The 16,444-nt window shown below is 63.3% G+C and carries 14 protein-coding genes; 8 read left to right on the forward strand and 6 right to left on the reverse strand.

What is annotated here, in order from left to right:
- The first annotated feature begins 109 nt into the window (after window positions 1-109).
- The 4 genes from AC07SU_RS04750 to AC07SU_RS04765 all read left to right on the forward strand — a co-directional run bounded on the left by AC07SU_RS04750 (window position 110) and on the right by AC07SU_RS04765 (window position 3,301).
- Window positions 110-946, forward strand: a complete 837-nt coding sequence (locus tag AC07SU_RS04750) for an alpha/beta fold hydrolase (protein WP_494996354.1) — start codon at window positions 110-112, stop codon at window positions 944-946.
- 145 nt (window positions 947-1,091) lie between these two features.
- Window positions 1,092-2,027 (forward strand): ATP-binding cassette domain-containing protein, encoded by a 936-nt coding sequence (locus tag AC07SU_RS04755; protein WP_494996355.1) that lies wholly within the window; start codon window positions 1,092-1,094, stop codon window positions 2,025-2,027.
- 85 nt (window positions 2,028-2,112) lie between these two features.
- Entirely contained in the window at window positions 2,113-2,670 is a 558-nt protein-coding gene (locus AC07SU_RS04760) for a transcriptional regulator (RefSeq protein ID WP_494996356.1), read from the forward strand.
- A 91-nt stretch (window positions 2,671-2,761) separates the two neighbouring features.
- Window positions 2,762-3,301, forward strand: coding sequence for an HD domain-containing protein (locus tag AC07SU_RS04765; protein WP_494996357.1), 540 nt, complete (start codon window positions 2,762-2,764; stop codon window positions 3,299-3,301).
- Between the two features lie 57 nt (window positions 3,302-3,358).
- Here the strand turns inward: AC07SU_RS04765 and AC07SU_RS04770 are convergent, their stop codons facing one another.
- The 3 genes from AC07SU_RS04770 to pmrG all read right to left on the reverse strand — a co-directional run bounded on the left by AC07SU_RS04770 (window position 3,359) and on the right by pmrG (window position 7,425).
- Window positions 3,359-4,876, reverse strand: coding sequence for an ArnT family glycosyltransferase (locus AC07SU_RS04770; RefSeq protein WP_494996358.1), 1,518 nt, complete (start codon window positions 4,874-4,876; stop codon window positions 3,359-3,361).
- 27 nt (window positions 4,877-4,903) lie between these two features.
- A complete protein-coding gene (gene arnT / locus AC07SU_RS04775; protein ID WP_494996359.1) occupies window positions 4,904-6,559 on the reverse strand; it encodes a lipid IV(A) 4-amino-4-deoxy-L-arabinosyltransferase in 1,656 nt (551 codons plus the stop codon).
- 191 nt (window positions 6,560-6,750) lie between these two features.
- Window positions 6,751-7,425: a lipopolysaccharide core heptose(II)-phosphate phosphatase PmrG gene (pmrG, locus tag AC07SU_RS04780; protein ID WP_176998966.1), complete on the reverse strand. Its 675-nt coding sequence runs from the start codon at window positions 7,423-7,425 to the stop codon at window positions 6,751-6,753.
- Between the two features lie 275 nt (window positions 7,426-7,700).
- On the opposite strand from pmrG, the gene AC07SU_RS04785 reads away from it, so the two are divergent.
- The 4 genes from AC07SU_RS04785 (at window position 7,701) to AC07SU_RS04800 (ending at window position 13,463) form a co-directional block, all read left to right on the forward strand.
- Window positions 7,701-8,369, forward strand: a complete 669-nt coding sequence (locus AC07SU_RS04785; RefSeq protein WP_176998965.1) for an ABC transporter ATP-binding protein — start codon at window positions 7,701-7,703, stop codon at window positions 8,367-8,369.
- A gap of 1 nt (window position 8,370) precedes the next feature.
- Complete coding sequence (locus tag AC07SU_RS04790; protein ID WP_494996360.1) at window positions 8,371-10,833, forward strand: ABC transporter permease; 2,463 nt, start codon at window positions 8,371-8,373, stop codon at window positions 10,831-10,833.
- The gene (locus AC07SU_RS04795; protein ID WP_494996361.1) at window positions 10,823-11,890 is read left to right on the forward strand and encodes a lipocalin-like domain-containing protein; all 1,068 of its coding nucleotides are present in this window, start codon (window positions 10,823-10,825) and stop codon (window positions 11,888-11,890) included. Before AC07SU_RS04790 ends, AC07SU_RS04795 begins: the two co-directional genes overlap by 11 nt.
- 112 nt (window positions 11,891-12,002) lie before the next feature.
- The gene (locus AC07SU_RS04800; protein WP_494996362.1) at window positions 12,003-13,463 is read left to right on the forward strand and encodes a hypothetical protein; all 1,461 of its coding nucleotides are present in this window, start codon (window positions 12,003-12,005) and stop codon (window positions 13,461-13,463) included.
- 48 nt (window positions 13,464-13,511) lie between these two features.
- Here AC07SU_RS04800 and AC07SU_RS04805 read toward each other — a convergent pair whose 3' ends face one another.
- The 3 genes from AC07SU_RS04805 to AC07SU_RS04815 form a co-directional block, all read right to left on the reverse strand.
- Complete coding sequence (locus tag AC07SU_RS04805) at window positions 13,512-14,612, reverse strand: SMP-30/gluconolactonase/LRE family protein (protein WP_494996363.1); 1,101 nt, start codon at window positions 14,610-14,612, stop codon at window positions 13,512-13,514.
- Complete coding sequence (locus tag AC07SU_RS04810; protein ID WP_494996364.1) at window positions 14,609-15,286, reverse strand: sterol desaturase family protein; 678 nt, start codon at window positions 15,284-15,286, stop codon at window positions 14,609-14,611. The genes AC07SU_RS04805 and AC07SU_RS04810 overlap by 4 nt, the downstream gene beginning before the upstream one ends.
- A gap of 76 nt (window positions 15,287-15,362) precedes the next feature.
- Window positions 15,363-16,226 (reverse strand): LysR family transcriptional regulator, encoded by an 864-nt coding sequence (locus AC07SU_RS04815; protein ID WP_176998959.1) that lies wholly within the window; start codon window positions 16,224-16,226, stop codon window positions 15,363-15,365.
- Window positions 16,227-16,444: the final 218 nt, after the last annotated feature.

Below are 16,444 nucleotides of genomic sequence, written 5' to 3' on the forward strand. Positions count from 1 at the left end.
TCCCCTCCCCCCCCCCCCCCCCCCCCCCCCCCCCCCCCCCCCCCCCCCCCCCCCCCCCCCCCCCCCCCCCCACACCGACCGAGTGTATTTATCGAGGAGCGTGGCGTTTATGAATGCCCCATTGACAGACCTGCCCATCGTCCGCGGCCAGCGCTTGGACATCCGCCCCAACCGCTCCCTGAGCATTGCCCACCATGTAGGCACCACCCAGCCCGACGCGGTGGTGTTTTTCTGCCACGGCGCCGGTGGCAACAAGGACCAATGGCGCCTGCAGTGGCAGGCGCTAAAAGCCGACGGCTATAGCCTGGTGGCCTGGGACCTGCTGGGCCATGGCGACAGCGCCAAGCCCCGCGATGAAAACGCCTACGCCTGGTCGGAACTGGTGGCGGACTATGGGGCGATCCTGCAGCGCTACGGGCGTGCGCACAACGTGATCGTGGCCCATTCCTTTGGCACCGGGCTGAGCCTGAGCACGCTCTTGGCCGACAGCGGCGTGAGCGTCGAAGCGGTGCTGTTGCTGGGCACGATGCTGCACCGGCCGGTGACCCGTGGCGGGCTGATGTCCTTGCCGGCCTGGTTGCTCGAATGGTTGCGGCCGCTGTTGGCCAAAGGCTTTCGCGAGCGCGCCTGGCACGCCACGGCCGACCCGGCGCTGGTGGCCTACGAAGAGAAGCTCACCGAGCGCAACCCGCTGTACATGTTCAAGGCACTGATGAAGCACGCCCGCTGGCCCGACGCTTTACAGATCCCCACCCTGGCGTTGCCGGTGAGTGTTCTGGCCGGTGACAGCGACGGCTTGACGCCCGCCAGTGGCGGCCAGGCCCTGGCCGCGCAATTGCCTGATGCGCAGTTCCAGGTGCTGGAGGCGTGCGGTCATCAACTGATGCTGGAAAAGCCGGCGCAGGTGCTGAATGCATTCAACACCCTGCTGGCAAAACGCTTATAACCAAAAAACTCTGAGCTATGCGATTCAGCTATTGGATTGTTCATAAGGTAATGCATTTAATTCGGGACCTAACTCATTGTTGCACGGAATAAATCAGCGTCTTCGCGCGTTGTAATGAGTCATCGTTCCGCCTTAGAGATTAGCCATGAGCAACCCCGTTGCCGCAGCACCCGCGCCGTTGGTCCGTGTGCGTCACCTGAGCAAGGCCTTTGGCGCCCAGTCGGCGCTGGATCAGGTCAACCTGGACATTTACCCGGGTGAAGGCGTGGCATTGCTGGGTGCCAGCGGGGCCGGCAAGTCGACCCTGGTGAAAATCCTCGGCGGCCTGTTGGCACCGGATGCGGGTGAAGTGTGGGTCGATGGGGTGCAGCAGCGGTTTATTTCACCGTTGTCGGCCCGTCGCGTCGGCATCGTTGCGGTGCACCAGCGCCCCGATGACGGTATCGCCCCCGGCCTGAGCGTGGCCGAGAACCTGTTGCTCGACGAGCTGTGCCAGCCCGACGCCGACTTCCTGCTTAACCGCAAGAACCTGCTGCAGCGCGCCCAGGCCATCGCCGACGGGCTGGGCCTGGACCTGCCGCTGCAACACCCGGTGGAACGCCTCGGCCAGGCCGATCGGCAACTGCTGGTGCTGGCCCGGGCCTTTGCCCTGCAACCCAAGTTGCTGATCCTCGACGAGCCCACCGCTGCGCTATCGGAACTCGATGCCGAGCGCCTGCTGGGCCTGATCGACAGCCAGCGCGCCCGGGGCGTGGCCATCCTCTACATCTCCCAACGCTTGTCCGACCTGCAACGGGTGACCAACCGCGCCATCGTCCTGCAGGAAGGCCGCCTCACCAGTGACCTCAATACGCGGCACTTGCCGAGCGCGGCCTACACCCTGTTCGGCGATGTGGCCGAGCACCCGCTGGTCACGCCGGACAAGACGCTGCCCGTACCGTTTCTGGAACGCTTCACCCGCGCCGGGTTTATCCGCAACCGGGCAGAGGGGCGGGCAGTGCAGGAACAGGTGGCGGGGTTAGCGGTCGATCCTGGCGTGGCGGGCTTGCCACACACGCGCAAGTACACCCCTGAGCGCTGAGCCGATGCCCGTTTATCCCGTGCATTTGCGGGCAGGGCGTGGATCCCCCAGACTGGCACACCCGGCAATCCTTCAGTAGCCCAGAATGCCTGACACCTTGCTTCCCCTGGCCCTGCCTGGCATTGCGCTGCGACGCTGGCGCCTGCTGCACCGCGTCAAACAGTTGCATGCCGCGCAGCTGTTCGGCGTCACTCAGTCGACCATTTCGCGTTGGGAAAGCGGCACGCAATCCATGGACTGCGCGGCACACAAGCAGTTGGAGGGCTTGTTGGCGGCTCGCCTGGATGGCGCGGCCGACCAAGTGCTGGCCAGGTTGGTCAGCGAGAGCCCACGGCCCATGCACCTCATTTGTGACCTGACCCATCGTTTGCTGGCGTGCTCGCCGGGTCGGGCCGCCGAGTTCACCCGGCCTGTCAGCGAGTTGCTGGGGCAGTCGCTCTGGCGTTTCGCGACGCCGGACATCGTCAGCAAGGAGCTGGCCCTCAAGGCAGCCGGATGGCGGGACGCGTTGGCGCCGCCGGCGCTGGAGTTCACCACGGGTGCCAACGACTCCGTGCTTGTCCCCATTCGCCCCGGTCGTTGTCGCTGGACGCGAATTCCACTCTCGGACGGAACGGCCGCGCGTCTGGTCGAGACACTCTGAAACCCTGGCCGACGCATATTTTATGCGTGGACGCCCACCCCTGCCGCGCCTAGGCTGGCAATGATGGCGTATAGCGTGTGCAGAGGGTGTTATGAAGATTGAAACAATCAAAGGGCGGCTTGAATTTCTTCGCGAGGCGGAAAAACTCAAGGACGTGCTCAGAAGCGCGCACACCTCATCGGGGCGCGCCGAAAGTACCGCAGAACATAGCTGGCGCCTGTGCCTGATGGTGATGGTCTTCGCCGACCAACTGGCCCATCTCGATGTGCTGAAGGTGCTCAAGATGTGCGTCATTCATGATCTGGGCGAGGCGATCAATGGCGACATTCCTGCCGTCAGCCAGGCGTTGTTCCCCAACAAAGGCGAGCAAGAGCGAAACGATCTGCTGAGCCTGACCCGCACCTTGGATGACAGGCTGCAGGCCGAGGTGCTGGCGCTCTGGGATGACTACGAACGTGCGCAGTCGCCGGAGGCCCTGGCCGTCAAGGCGTTGGACAAGCTGGAGACCCTCCTGCAACACAACCAGGGCAGGAACCCACCCGGTTTCGACTATGAGTTCAACCTGGCCTACGGCAAGCGCTACACCGACGCCGACCCACTCTTCCAGTTGCTTCGCAGCCTGATTGACTAAGGCACCCGGGAGAAAATCATCATCAACCGCAAGGCCTGCGACGAGTAGTTCGCTGGCCTATCGGGCCGATGGCACAAACGCCACGCTGCCACCGCCACGCTTTTGAAACAGCCGCTCGCCATTGTCCGGTTGGGTGGTGATCACCTGATGATCAGCCCCCAAGTAGGCCAGCGGCGTGGGATCGTCCTTGGTGTATTGCGCGAAGATGATCGTGCGTTGCGGGTCGAAGGCCTGGCCGCTGGTTTTCTCCAGCCAGGCCAGCATCGCGGCGCTGTCGCCTTGGCGTGGGAAGTCCTGGGTTTCGGCGACGTAGTAGAACGGTTTGCCGCCGTTTTGCAGGTACATCGGCAGCTTGTTGTCGACTTCCACCAGCACCATCTGCCACTGGTTCCACGGCGCGGTCTTGACGGCCTGGGTTTGCACGTCTTCGACGAAACGCGTGACGCCGCCGTTGCCGTTGGTCCACGGGTAGACCACGCCCAGCACCAGCAGCATCAGTGCAGCGGCGATGCCAAAACCTTTCTGCCAACGCGGCCAGCTGGCCGGTTTTTTCTGCAGGCGTTCGCTTAGCCACCAGGCGGCCAGCAGTTGTGCAAACGGCACCAGCGGCAGCACGTAGTAGCTGCGGCGGCTGCCACTGGCGGTAAAGAACACAAACAGCAGGCCCAGGCCCCATACCAGCCAACGTACGTTGGGTGGGATTTGCTGCCAGTGCCGCATTGCCAGCCACAGGCCAAGCACCCAGCACGGTGCCCAGGGCAGGGTGTAGGCGGGCAGGTAGATCAGGTAGGTGTAGATCGGCCCCATGTGGTCGAAGGGGTCGAAGAAGCGCACCACGTTTTCCTTGAACACCAGCTCCAGGCCGCTTTCGCCGTAGGTCGGTGCGCCGTAGAGGTGAGACAGCACGAACGGAATCGCATAGAACCCCGCCGCAATCACCAGCGCCAGCAGCAGGCGCAGGTTGAGGTGGCCCTTGTAACGCCCCTCGCTGAGCAGGTGTGGCAGCAGCACCAGGCCGGGCAGCACAAAACCGATCAGGCCCTTGAACAGCGACGTGGCTGCCAGCAGCAGGAAAAACACGCAGTAGCGACCCAGCCGAGTGTCATCCGGCCCACGCCAGTACCACCACACGGCCGCCAGCACGCCGCACACGGTGAGTATGTCGGCAGTGGCCACGCGGGCCCAGAACAGGAAGTAGAAGGTGGTGGCGAGCATCCAGCCGGCAATCAGCCCGGTGCCTTTGCGGAACAGGCGCTCGCCGATCAGGTAGACCAGCCAGATGCTCAGCCACGCCGCGATCACCGACGACAGGCGCAACGACCACGGGCCGAGCCCGCCCATCAGGTTGGCAAAGCCGGTGATCAGCCAGTACGACGGCAGGGGTTTGTCGTAGTAGGGTGCGCCCTTGAGAAACGGGTCGAAGTAATCGCCGCTTTGCAGCATCTGCAGGGCGATGTTGGCCCAGCGGGTTTCCGGCCCCCACAAGTCGCGGCTGCCCAGGCCTGCCAACAGCAGCAGCGCCGAGACGCCCAGCAGCAACAGCAGGGCGCCGCGTTCGGTTTTCCAGACACTCATGGGGCTGTACTCGTGGCAGGCGTCGCGTTAAGGAAGTTTCGGGTAAATGATGAGTAGCAGGGCGCCCTTGCGATAACGCTTGCCGTCCGCCGGCAGTTGGCCTTCCTCGCGGTGTTCGCTGGTGCTCTTGACCCGCATCAGCACGCCGACCGAACCCTGTTGGCGAGCCTCGGCCAGCCACGGCTGGACACTCTCCAGGCTGACTTTGCGGTGCACTGAACCCGCGTACTTGAGGCCATAGCGCAGTTCGCCTTCGGTGTCGTAGAACGCCACTTCTGGCCTGCGCAGGCGCCAGGACAAGGCAGACGCCGAACCCAATTCGTTGCTCAGCAAAGCATGGGTTTGTTGCAATTCATCCAGATGCTCCAGCACAAACTGGTCGGGCATTTCGTTATCGGTGATTTCTTCAGGCATGCCGGCCGGCAGCAACGCCACCAGCAGGCCGATGCCCAGCGCCGGCATGGCCCACAGGGTCAGCGGGCGGAACGCTTGCAACAGGTTGGCGAGGATCCAGCCCAGCAGCACGATAAAGGCCAGGGACAGGCTGAACATCTCGGCGTGGCTGTTGCTGTAGAGCGGGTCATCGATCTGCAGGTAGATCAGCGCGCCCATGGCCATGAGGCCGATGGCGAAGTTGAGCAGGCCGTTGAAGCGCAAGGCGCGGGTCTTGCCCTGGCTGACCTGGTCGATCAGGGCATGCCCCATCAGCAAGGCCAGGGGCAGCAGGCACGGCATGATGTAGGTCGGCAGCTTGCCGTTGCTCAGGCTGAAAAAACCCAGGGGCAGCAGCAGCCACAGGGCCAGGAACACCATCTTCGGCTGGGCTTTTTCTTTCCAGGTCTTGAGCGCGGTGCTGGGCAACAGCGCCGCCCACGGCAGGCACGACACCACCATGATCGGCAGGAAGAACCACCACGGGCGGGCGTGCTGGGCATTGTCGGCAGAGAAACGGCGGATGTGCTCGTGCCAGAAGAAGAAGCGCCAGTAGTCCGGCTCCTGCAGATGAATCGCCCACACCCACGGCAGGCATACCACCACCGCTACCAGGATGGCCAGCGAGCCATAGCGCACCAATTCGCCCAGGCGGCGTTGCCAAAGCATGTACGGCACGGCGATCAACACGGGCAACAGCCACGCCAGGAAGCCCTTGGTCATGAAGCCCATGGCGCAGGCCACGCCCAGCAACACCCAGGCACCGAGTCGGCCACGCGTGGTTTGGCTGTCGAGAGCGAACCAGAGTGCGACGAAGCTCAGGTTGACCCAGAAGGTGAACTGCGGATCGAGGTTCGAATACCCGGCTTGCCCGGCCACCAGGCCAAAGCTCATGTAGAGCAGGGCGCAGGCGAAGCTCTTGCGCGGGTCGTTCCACAGGCGACGTGCGATGAGATACGCCAACAGCACGCTCAGGCCGGTGGTGATGGCCGAGGCAATGCGCACGCCGAACAGGTTTTCACCAAACACCGCCTGGCCGAGGGCAATAAGCCAATAGCCGGCAGAGGGTTTTTCGAAGTAGCGCACGCCCATGAAATGGGGGGAGACCCAGTTGCCGCTCAGGAGCATTTCCTGGCTGATCTGGGCGTAGCGTGTTTCATCCGGAATCCACAGGCCGTGCAGGCCCATGGGCAACAGGTAGAACACAGCGAATGCCAGCAGCAATACGGGCAGGGGTTTCAAACGAGTCATGAAAACGTCGCTCCTTGACGTTCAGTGGCAGAAAAAGGGTGCAGGAAAGTAGTAGTGCAAAACATCAAAATGTTCACTAAGTCACTGAAAATAATCATGGCGTCCCTAACTAACAGGCACAACTAAACATGCCAGAAACGGGCTGTCGTTTTGCTGAACACGACAGCCGCTGGATATGTAAAAAAGTGTGTTTAAAGTTGTTTGAGCGCGGCGGGCCAATCCTGGCTGTTCATGATGCCCAGGGTTTTGAACTTGCCATTGGGCAGTACCTTGACGAACAGGGCGCTGCCGTATTCGGCGGTGATGGCGTGGGGGAAACCCAAGGCCTGTTCGAAGTCGTTGATGCAGGCACTGTGTGTGATCAGCACCAGGTTGTGATCGGGACGTTTGTTGCTGAGGATCTCTTCACCCATGGCGTCTCCACAGATGGCCAGCGGGCCAGCGGATAGCTCGGTCTTGCCGAACACGAACAGCGACGTCTGGGCGGTGCGGGTGGTGGGGCTGCTGAGCACGTCAGTGGCCTGCATGCCCAAGGCGTGGAAGGCTTTGCCCAATTCGGTGGCATGCTGCGTGCCGTTGATCGTGAGGCCATCGGCGGGGCCGAAGCAGGGGTTGGTCGAGCGGTCGCAGCGTTCTTCATGGCGTACCAGCACCACCACGTCACCGTTGCGCCAACTGGCCAGGAGCCCGGAGTTGATCAGGTGGTTGCGCACGCCCAGGTTCGTCGGCGACCTGGGCCAGAACACGAAACCGGACACCAGCAGACTGACGATGGCAATGCCCAGCCAGAGTCTTTTCAGGCGTCTGAAAAGGCTTCGGCGCACACGCGGTTTGGTCAGGGTAAGGTCAACCACACTATTCACCATGGGCACTGTTGGCAGTGTTGTTATCAAACAGGCGCAGCGCATTGACGGATGCCCGTAGTGGAGTAGGAGACTGTCACAGGGCTGCTGTCTTTTCGCTGAACATCCAGCTGTTAAAAGTTGTCGTCGCTGGCAACTAACAAGTTGCCGCTCTACGACGCTTGGTGGGCAATTTAGAGAGGCGTGGGTGGGCGGGCGGTGAAATCCATGTGAAAAATTCGCACGGGGCGCAAAGTCAGCCGTTATCCTCGTTTGCAGACCCCCGAACGAGCGTATTTATGTTGCAGGTGCAAGGTGTTCTCAAGAGCTACGCCACCGCGCAAGGGCCCCTGGCGGTGCTGGCGGGTGTCGACTTGCAGTTGGCGGCGCGCAGCAGTCTGGCGCTGATGGGCGAGTCGGGCAGTGGCAAGAGCACGCTGCTGCACCTGGTGGCCGGCCTGGACCGGGTGGACGGTGGCAGCATCCAGGTGGGCGAGCAGCGCCTTGACCAATTGAGTGAGGCGCAACTGGCCCACTGGCGGCGCACCGAGATCGGTCTGGTGTTCCAGCAGTTCAACCTGATCGGCAGTTTGCGCGTGGAGGACAACCTGGCGTTCCAGGCGCGCCTGGCCGGGCGATTTGACCCGCAGTGGCAGGCGCACCTGGTGGAGCGCCTGGGGCTGGGCGACTTGCTCAAGCGCTACCCGGAGCAGCTCTCCGGTGGCCAGCAACAGCGGGTGGCGGTGGGGCGCGCATTGGCCTCGCGACCGGGCTTGTTGCTGGCCGATGAACCCACCGGCAACCTCGACGAAGCCACCAGCGATGACGTGCTGCAACTGTTGCTGGATCTGTTGCGCGACAGCCCCACCAGCCTGCTGATGGTCACGCACAGCCCGCGCATTGCTGCACGGCTCGACCGCCAGGTGGTGTTGCAGCGTGGCCGTGTCGTACCTGCGGACGCGCGTTGAGGTGGCCGTTTTTTATTGGGCGTTGCGTGCGCTGCTAAGCCACTGGCGGCGCCATCCCGTGCAGTTCTTCAGCGTGTTGACCGGCCTGTGGCTGGCCACGGCGTTGTTGACCGGTGTGCAGGCGCTCAACAGCCAGGCGCGGGACAGCTACGCACGCGCCAGCCAATTGATCGGTGGTGAGCCTCAAGCCAGCCTCAGTGCGACCGGTGCATCGAGCTTCCCCCAGGGCCTGTTTGCCCAGTTGCGCCGCGCGGGGTGGCCGGTGTCGCCGGTGGTGCAGGGGCGGGTGGTACTCAAGGGGCATGAGGAGGTGCGCCTCCAATTGATGGGCATCGATCCGGTGTCATTGCCGGGGAATGCCGCAGTGGCCGGGCAACACCTGAGCCAGGCGCAGATGGCTGCATTCTTCGCGCCGCCTGGACGCACCTGGATTGCTCCGCAAACCTTGCAAGCCCTGGGCCTGCACGATGGCGAACAGCCGCAGACGGCAAACGGGCAAACCTTGCCGCCGTTGCAGGCCCAGGCAGACATGGCCCCCGGGTTGTTGCTCACCGACATCGGCTTTGCCCAACCCTTGCTGGAGATGCCCGGGCGCCTGTCGCGGCTGCTGCTGGACAACACCTTTGCCGCCACCCATCCCACCCCGCCCGCCGAATTGCAACTGCATCTGGCCGAGGACAACAACCTTTCGCGGCTGACCGAAAGCTTTCACCTGAACCTCGACGCCCTCGGCTTGCTGTCGTTTGTGGTGGGATTGTTTATCGTGCATGCCGCCATCGGCCTGGCGCTGGAGCAACGGCGTGGGCTGCTGCGTACCTTGCGCGCTTGCGGGGTCAGTGCGCGGATGCTGATCCTCAGCCTGGGGGTGGAGCTGGGCGTATTGTCGCTGCTCGGTGGTGTGCTTGGCGTGGCCAGCGGTTACCTGGTGGCCAGCCTGTTGCTGCCGGACGTGGCGGCCAGCTTGCGTGGCTTGTACGGCGCCGAAGTGCCCGGCCAGTTGAGCTTGAGCCCTGGCTGGTGGTTGACGGGGTTGGGCTTGAGCCTGCTCGGCGCGCTGTTGGCGGGCGCGAGCAGCCTGTGGCGGGCGGCGCGCCTGCCGTTGCTGGCACTGGCCAATGCCCAGGCCTGGCACGAGGCCCATGGGCGCTGGTTGCGACGCCAGGGTTGGGTCGCGGCTGCGGCGTTGCTGGTCGCGCTGCTGGCGTTGGGATTGGGTAACAGCCTGGCTGCCGGTTTTGTGCTGATGGCCGCCTTGCTGCTGGGGGCTGCCCTGGGTTTACCGGTGATCCTCAATACGGTGTTGAAGGCGGTGCTCGGGCGCAGTCGGTCGGTGCTGGGGCAATGGTTTCTCGCCGACTGTCGCCAGCAACTGCCGGCGTTGAGCCTGGCGTTGATGGCGCTGCTGTTGGCGCTGGCGGCGAACATCGGCGCGGGCTCCATGACCTCGGGCTTTCGCCAGACCTTCAACAACTGGCTGGAACAACGCCTCACCGCCGAGCTGTATCTCAATCCGCAGAACCCGGCGCAGGCCGATCAAATGAGCCACTGGTTGGCGCAGCAGCCAACGGTGAAAACGGTACTGCCGACCTGGCAAGTGTCGACGCAGTTGCAAGGCTGGCCGGCTGACCTGTTTGGGGTGATCGACGACCCCACTTATCGCCAGCACTGGCCTCTGCTGGACGCGGTTAATCAACCTTGGGACCGATTGCAGCACGGCGACACGCTGATGCTCAGCGAGCAACTGGCGCGGCGCTTGAACGTGCGGCTGGGCGATGAGGTGAGTATCCCAACGCCTCAGGGGCCCTGGTCACCCACGGTGGTGGGTATCTACGCCGACTATGGCAACCCCAAGGGCCACGTGCTGGTCAATTCCACCCATTTGTTGGCCCATTGGCCGGCGCTGTCACCGGCACGTTTCAACCTGCGCATGGCCCCCGAGGACATCGCGCCGCTGGTGCAAGACGTGCAACACGCGTTTGCACTGGAGGACAGCCGCATCGTCGATCAGCAGCAACTCAAGGGCTATTCGAGCCAGGTGTTCGAACGCACCTTTGCCGCCACCGCCGCGCTGAACAGCCTCACCCTCGGGGTGGCCGGCGTGGCGCTGTTCATCAGCCTATTGACCCAGAGCCAGAGCCGTCTCGGCCAGCTCGCGCCGTTGTGGGCGTTGGGGGTAACGCGTCGCCAACTGATGCTGCTCAATTTGGCGCAGACCTGGCTGTTGGCGCTGTTGACCCTGGTGCTGGCGTTGCCCCTGGGCCTGTTGCTGGCCTGGTGCCTGGACGCGGTGATCAATGTGCAGGCGTTCGGTTGGCGCCTGCCGTTGCAGGTGTTCCCGTGGCAACTGGCGCAACTGCTGGGGCTGGCGATGTTGGCCACTTCTCTGGCGTCGGCCTGGCCGCTGTGGCAGTTGTACCGCAGTCGCCCGGCGGACTTGCTGAGGACCTTTGCCCATGAAGATTAAGGCGTTGCTGGCCGGGGCCTTGCTGGTGCTGTTGAGTGCCTGCGATCAGGCGCCCGCACCCCAGGAAAGTTTCGCCGGCTTGGGCAGTGAGGCTGCGGACTTTGACCAGGTGGTGCCGGGCAGGGTGTTCAGCTTTCCCGAGGACCACGGGCCCCACGCCGGTTTCCGCATCGAATGGTGGTACGTTACCGCCAACCTCAAGGATGCCGAGGGCAATGTGTTCGGCGTGCAGTGGACCTTGTTTCGCAACGCCCTCAAGGCTGGGCCGGCGCAGGCGGGGTGGCAGGACCCGACGATCTGGCTGGGGCACGCGGCCGTCACTTCGGCCACCCGGCATTACGCCGCCGAGCGTTATGCGCGCGGCGGTGTTGGCCAGGCCGGCGCCCAGGCGGCGCCGTTCAATGCGTGGATCGACGACTGGAATTTCGCCACTCGCCCCGGCGCCACCAGCTCCCTGGCCGACATGCAACTCAAGGCCCATGGCCCGCAGTTCGCCTATGACTTGCACCTGACCTCCAGCCGCCCGTTGGTGCTGCAAGGCGATAACGGCTACAGCCGCAAATCCGATCAGGGCCAGGCGTCGTATTACTACAGCCAGCCTTTTTTCACCGCCAGCGGCAACGTGACGATCGACGGCAAGGCGTATCAGGTCAGTGGCAGCGCCTGGCTCGACCGCGAGTGGAGCAGCCAACCCCTGGCCGTCAGCCAGACCGGCTGGGACTGGTTCTCCCTGCACCTGGACCGTGGCGAGCAATTGATGCTGTTTCGCGTGCGGCAAACCGACGGTGAGGGTTACCTGACGGGCACCTGGATCGATGCGCAGGGCCGCACCCAGACCCTGCACAACGCCGACATCCAGCTCACGCCACTCGCCACCACCGACATCGACGGGCGCCGAATTCCCACGCGCTGGTCGCTGAAAATCCCCGGCAAACAGCTGGATATCACCGCACAGGCGGTCAACCCGAAGGCCTGGATGAACCTGAGCATTCCTTACTGGGAAGGGCCGGTGCAGTTCGATGGCGGGGTTGGCTACCTGGAAATGACCGGCTATTAGGTGAAGAAAATTTCATAAAAATACTGGACATGCATACAGTATCTGGCTAGATTCCATCCCAGGTGACCGGATGTCACCTGCACTTCAGTTTTTAACTATGGATGGATAAAAAATGAAATCGAAAAAAGCCTTTATGTTGGGCGCGGCCATGGCGGCCTCCTGCTTTGTCTCGGCCTTTGCCCTGGCCGAGCAATACCCTTCGCAACCGCTGCCCAAGGTGAGCGCCCAGGCCGTCAAGGAGGCGGTGCACAAAGCCCTCAAGTCCGGTGGCAAGCTCGAGTCCAAGGCGGTTGCCTCCCAGCTTCAGCAGAAGCTCAAGGCGGCCATGACCGCAAAAGCGCCGGCCAAGGCCGTGGCGAGCAAGGCGGCGAAACTCTCCGCCGTCGCCACCGTCGACAGCGAACTGAAGAAGCCCGACCAGGACAAACTCAAGGTCGCTGCCGCCGAATTCGTTCCGCTGTTTCAGACACTGGACATCAACACCCTCTACACCTTGACCGAGGTGCAGACCGGCCAGGACTTCCCCTACCACTTCCACCTGCCTCAGAACGGTCGTGCGCTGGTGCAACTGGTTGACCAGAGTGCGGGTGCCAACATGTCGCTGAGCCTGTTCCGCGACGATGGCCAGGGCAATCTGGAGCTTCTCGGTACGTCCGACAACCCGGGCAACGCTGATGAATACATCAGCGCCGTGCTGCCGGCAGGTGACTACTACTGGTACATGGTGGCCAACGAGGCCAACAACGCCCAGTTCAGTTTTGGCGTGGGGGTCGACTTCAACATCGATGCCTATGAACCCAACGACACTCCGCAGACCTCGTTCGTGCTGCCCGATGCCCTGAACCGTGTGACGGGCAATATCGATAACCCCAGCGATATCGACTACTTCGCCTTCCAGGCCACCCGTGGCCAGAACGTGGCGATGGCCCTGAGCGATGACCAGAAGGGCGTGCGTAACCAGTGGATCTTCGAGCGTCGGGAGGGCAACAACTGGGTGGTGGTGCCGGCCGGTAACAGCATGACTCTCTCCGGCGTCACGCCGGGCTATGTGGCCCAGGTTCGCGTGCGGGCCAACCCTGCCGTGGTCCAGGACCCTACCGCCCAATACAAGCTCACCCTGGGGTCGGCGCCGCGCCTGAACAGCTTCGACGTGAAGGGCGACAACGTGGTGCGCGTGCCGAGCACGATCTTCTGGATGGCCACCCAGGCGGCACGGAACCTGACCTGGACCACTAACTGGTCCGACTCCACGGGCGCACCGCTGCTGGGCGTTACACCGGTGCTGCGGGTTGACAAGCACTTCACCGGCACCGAGTTCAACTGGACCGACTTCAAGGCCACCACCGACAGCGCGGGTGCGTCCCTCTCGGGTGCGGCACTGGGCAGTTGCTTCGGCGAGTACCGCGTGGAGTACCCGGACAGCAGCACCGGCGTGAAGTACAACTGGGCCACCACCTTCAACTTCGGCGGCTGGCGGATCGAGCTGGACGAGTTCCCGGGTGTGGGCGTGGGCGGCGACAACGTGCCTTACGTGACCTTCGGGCATATCTGCACCCAGGACATCATCCATTGATGCACTGAGTGAACGAGGAGGGGCAGCCTGCAAGGGCTGCCCCTTTTTTCATTCCCGGGCCAGGGCCAGCTTCAGCGGCAGGCGCGCCATGCTCGTGCTTTTCAACGAACCGAGGTACAGCCAGTCGCCATATTCCCGGGCGGTGGTGATGGGCGAGTAATTGCCTGCGCTGCCGTCCTGCAGGTTGGCGATGACCTTGCCTTCGGTATCCAGCCCCAGTACGAAGGCTTTACGCTCGATCGGCTTGGGCACCACCATCAGTGCCCGCACCATCACTTTGCGCAGCAATGGGTAGCCGGCGAAACCATCCAGCAGCGGGTTGCGTGGCGAGTACAGCGCCACCCAGAAGCGGTCGTGGCCGTTGAAACTGAGGTTGTCCGGCAAACCTGGCAAGTTGTCGATAAACAGGTCGTGGCTGCCCGCTCGTTCGCCCTTGAGCCAGTAGCGGCTGATGCGATAGGCGCCGGTTTCATTGACCAGCACGTAGTTTTCATCCGGGCCGAGGGCGACGCCATTGGCAAATTGCAGGTGATCGAGCAGTACCTCGGTGCTGCCGTTGCTGAAGTCATAGCGCAACAGCCGGCCGTCACCGCCGTGTTCGATCACGGCTTCACCGTCCTGCCCGTAACCCCAGCGGCTCGACGCATCGCTGAAGTAGGCATAGCGCCCGCTGGCGTCCACGGCCACGTCATCGGTAAAGCCGAAGGGCACGCCATTGGCACTGCTGCTCAGGGGCGCGAGCTGGCGGTTCGCATCCAGTGCGAGCAAGCCCTTGATCCCGTCGGCAATGATCAGGCGCCCATCCGGGTGCAGTGCCATGCCGAGGGGCCGCCCACCTGTATTGGCCAGCACTTCCAGGGTGTGGCTGTCGGGTGAGGTGCGGATGATGCGCCCGTCATGCAGCCCGCTGATCAGAAAACCCTGGGCATCCAGCAGCAGGGCCTCGGGCCCGGCGATGTCCTGGGCGCCGATCCGTTGCACATCCTTGAGGCGTAAGTTCTCGGCAAAGGGCCCCTCTTTCATCGAGGGCGCCTTGGGCGGGGACCAGTTCACCGGCTGCACCTTGGTAGGCATCAACAGCAAAAAGGCGAGCACGGCCAGCAGCAATACGAACAGCAGATGACGCAGTTTCTTGGGGCGGGTACTCATGACGGTTCCTGATTGTCGTGGGCGTTCGGCTCCCAGTGCAGGGTGCCGAACAGGTAGTCCATTAGGGGAAACACAATATTGAAATTACGCCCCTGCATCAGCTCGCGGCGGTGGTGCAGGGCGTGCAAGCGGTGCATCTGGCGGATCCACGGCAGGCGCGCCACCGGGTGTTCGACGGGCAGGTGTTCACAGGCGTGGAACACTTCGTAGAGCAGATAGCCCAGCAGCATGCAACCCGCGAATAGCCCGGCGACATTGGGGCTCAGTTGCTTGAGCAACCACCAGGCGGGCAGGGTGATCGCCAGGCTGTGCAGCACGATCAACCAGGCGGGGAAGAGGATCACACGCCAGTCTCGGGGGCTGTCGTAGGTCATGTGGCCAGGGGTGAAAAAACTGTGGTGGTCGCCGGTATGACGGGCGTAGAACAGCCGGGCGAAGCTGTGCTTGTGGTGGCCGAGGTGGCGGTGCACGAGGTAGATGCAGAGGTTGAAGAACACCAGGGTCAGGGGGACGGTCAGCCACTGGAGTGGGGTGATGGACTGGGTTGAGGACCAGGCCAGGGTGATGCAGGTTGCGCCGTAGAGAAGCACGAAGACGGCGTGAAGCCAGGGGTTGTAGTGCCGGGACACGGCGGCGCGGTAGCGGGCGCGAAAAGCCTCGGTAGCGTCAGGCATAGTGGCGGGCTCATAGTGTTTTTTGTGGTGACTGAGCTTAGTCTCCCTTCGTGATTGTGCTAGTCGGGCGCCGTTCTCAAATCAACGGATCCCAACGCTGCGACCAGTCGGATTCCGCCTTGACCACTCCCCGCAGCAATTCCAGCGCCTGTTGCAGTACCGCCGAATCCCGCGCCCGCGAATACACCAGGTACGTGGGGAAACTGAACTCCGGCGCCTTGGGCACCCGCTGCATCACGCCGCTGTCGAGGTAGCTTTGCACGACACGGGTGCGGAAGTAGCCGGCGCCGCCGTTCTCCAGGATGTACTGCAACGCCAGCGGCCCCAGGTTGAAGCTCAGTGCCGCACGGGCCTTGTCGGGCAGGGCGGTGTCGTGTTGCTGGCGAAACCCCGGGCCCCAGTCGATATACACGTAGGGATCGGGCTTGCTGACCAACTGCACCAGGATCAGTTTTTCTTCCAGCACCTGCTCCACCTGCAAGCCGGGCCAGTATTGCGGCTGGAACACCAGCGCCGCGTCGAGTACCCCCAGTTCCAGTTGGCGCAGCAGGTATTCGCCTTCACGCACCTCGGTACGCAGGGCATGGCCGGGGATGTGTTCGCGCAGGGCCTGGGCCCAGCCCAGCATCAACGGGTTGCACAGGCTGACTTCGCCACCGATATGGAGCACGTTGCGATAGCCATCCGGCAACGGCAGGTCGCGTTTGGCCGCTTCCCAGGTTTGCAGCAACTGGTTGGCGTACACCACAAAGGCCTCGCCATCCGGCGTCAGGCGCGCTCCGGCACGGTTGCGTACAAACAACGTGCTGCCCAACTGGCTTTCGAGGTTCTTGACCCTGGCGGTGATCGCGGTCTGGGTGACGTGCAGCTTCTCGGCCGCCGCAGCCAGGCTGCCGCAGCGAGTGATTTCGAGGAAAGTGCGTGCCAGTTCGATGTCCATGAAGGCCCCCGGGAAATGAGTGGAAGGCATTGTAATGGAATGCGCTCAACACGGTAGGAGCCGGCTTGCCGGCGATAGCGTCGGTACAACCAGCTCATAGGTGACTGACACACCGCCATCGCCGGCAAGCCGGCTCCTACAGGTGACCGAGTTCATGCTTTGAAATGCGGCCGAATGTGGGAGCTGGCTTGCCTGCGATAGCGGTGGTTCATCCAGCG

It is taken from the genome of Pseudomonas sp. GW821-FHT05H12 (genome assembly GCF_059419385.1).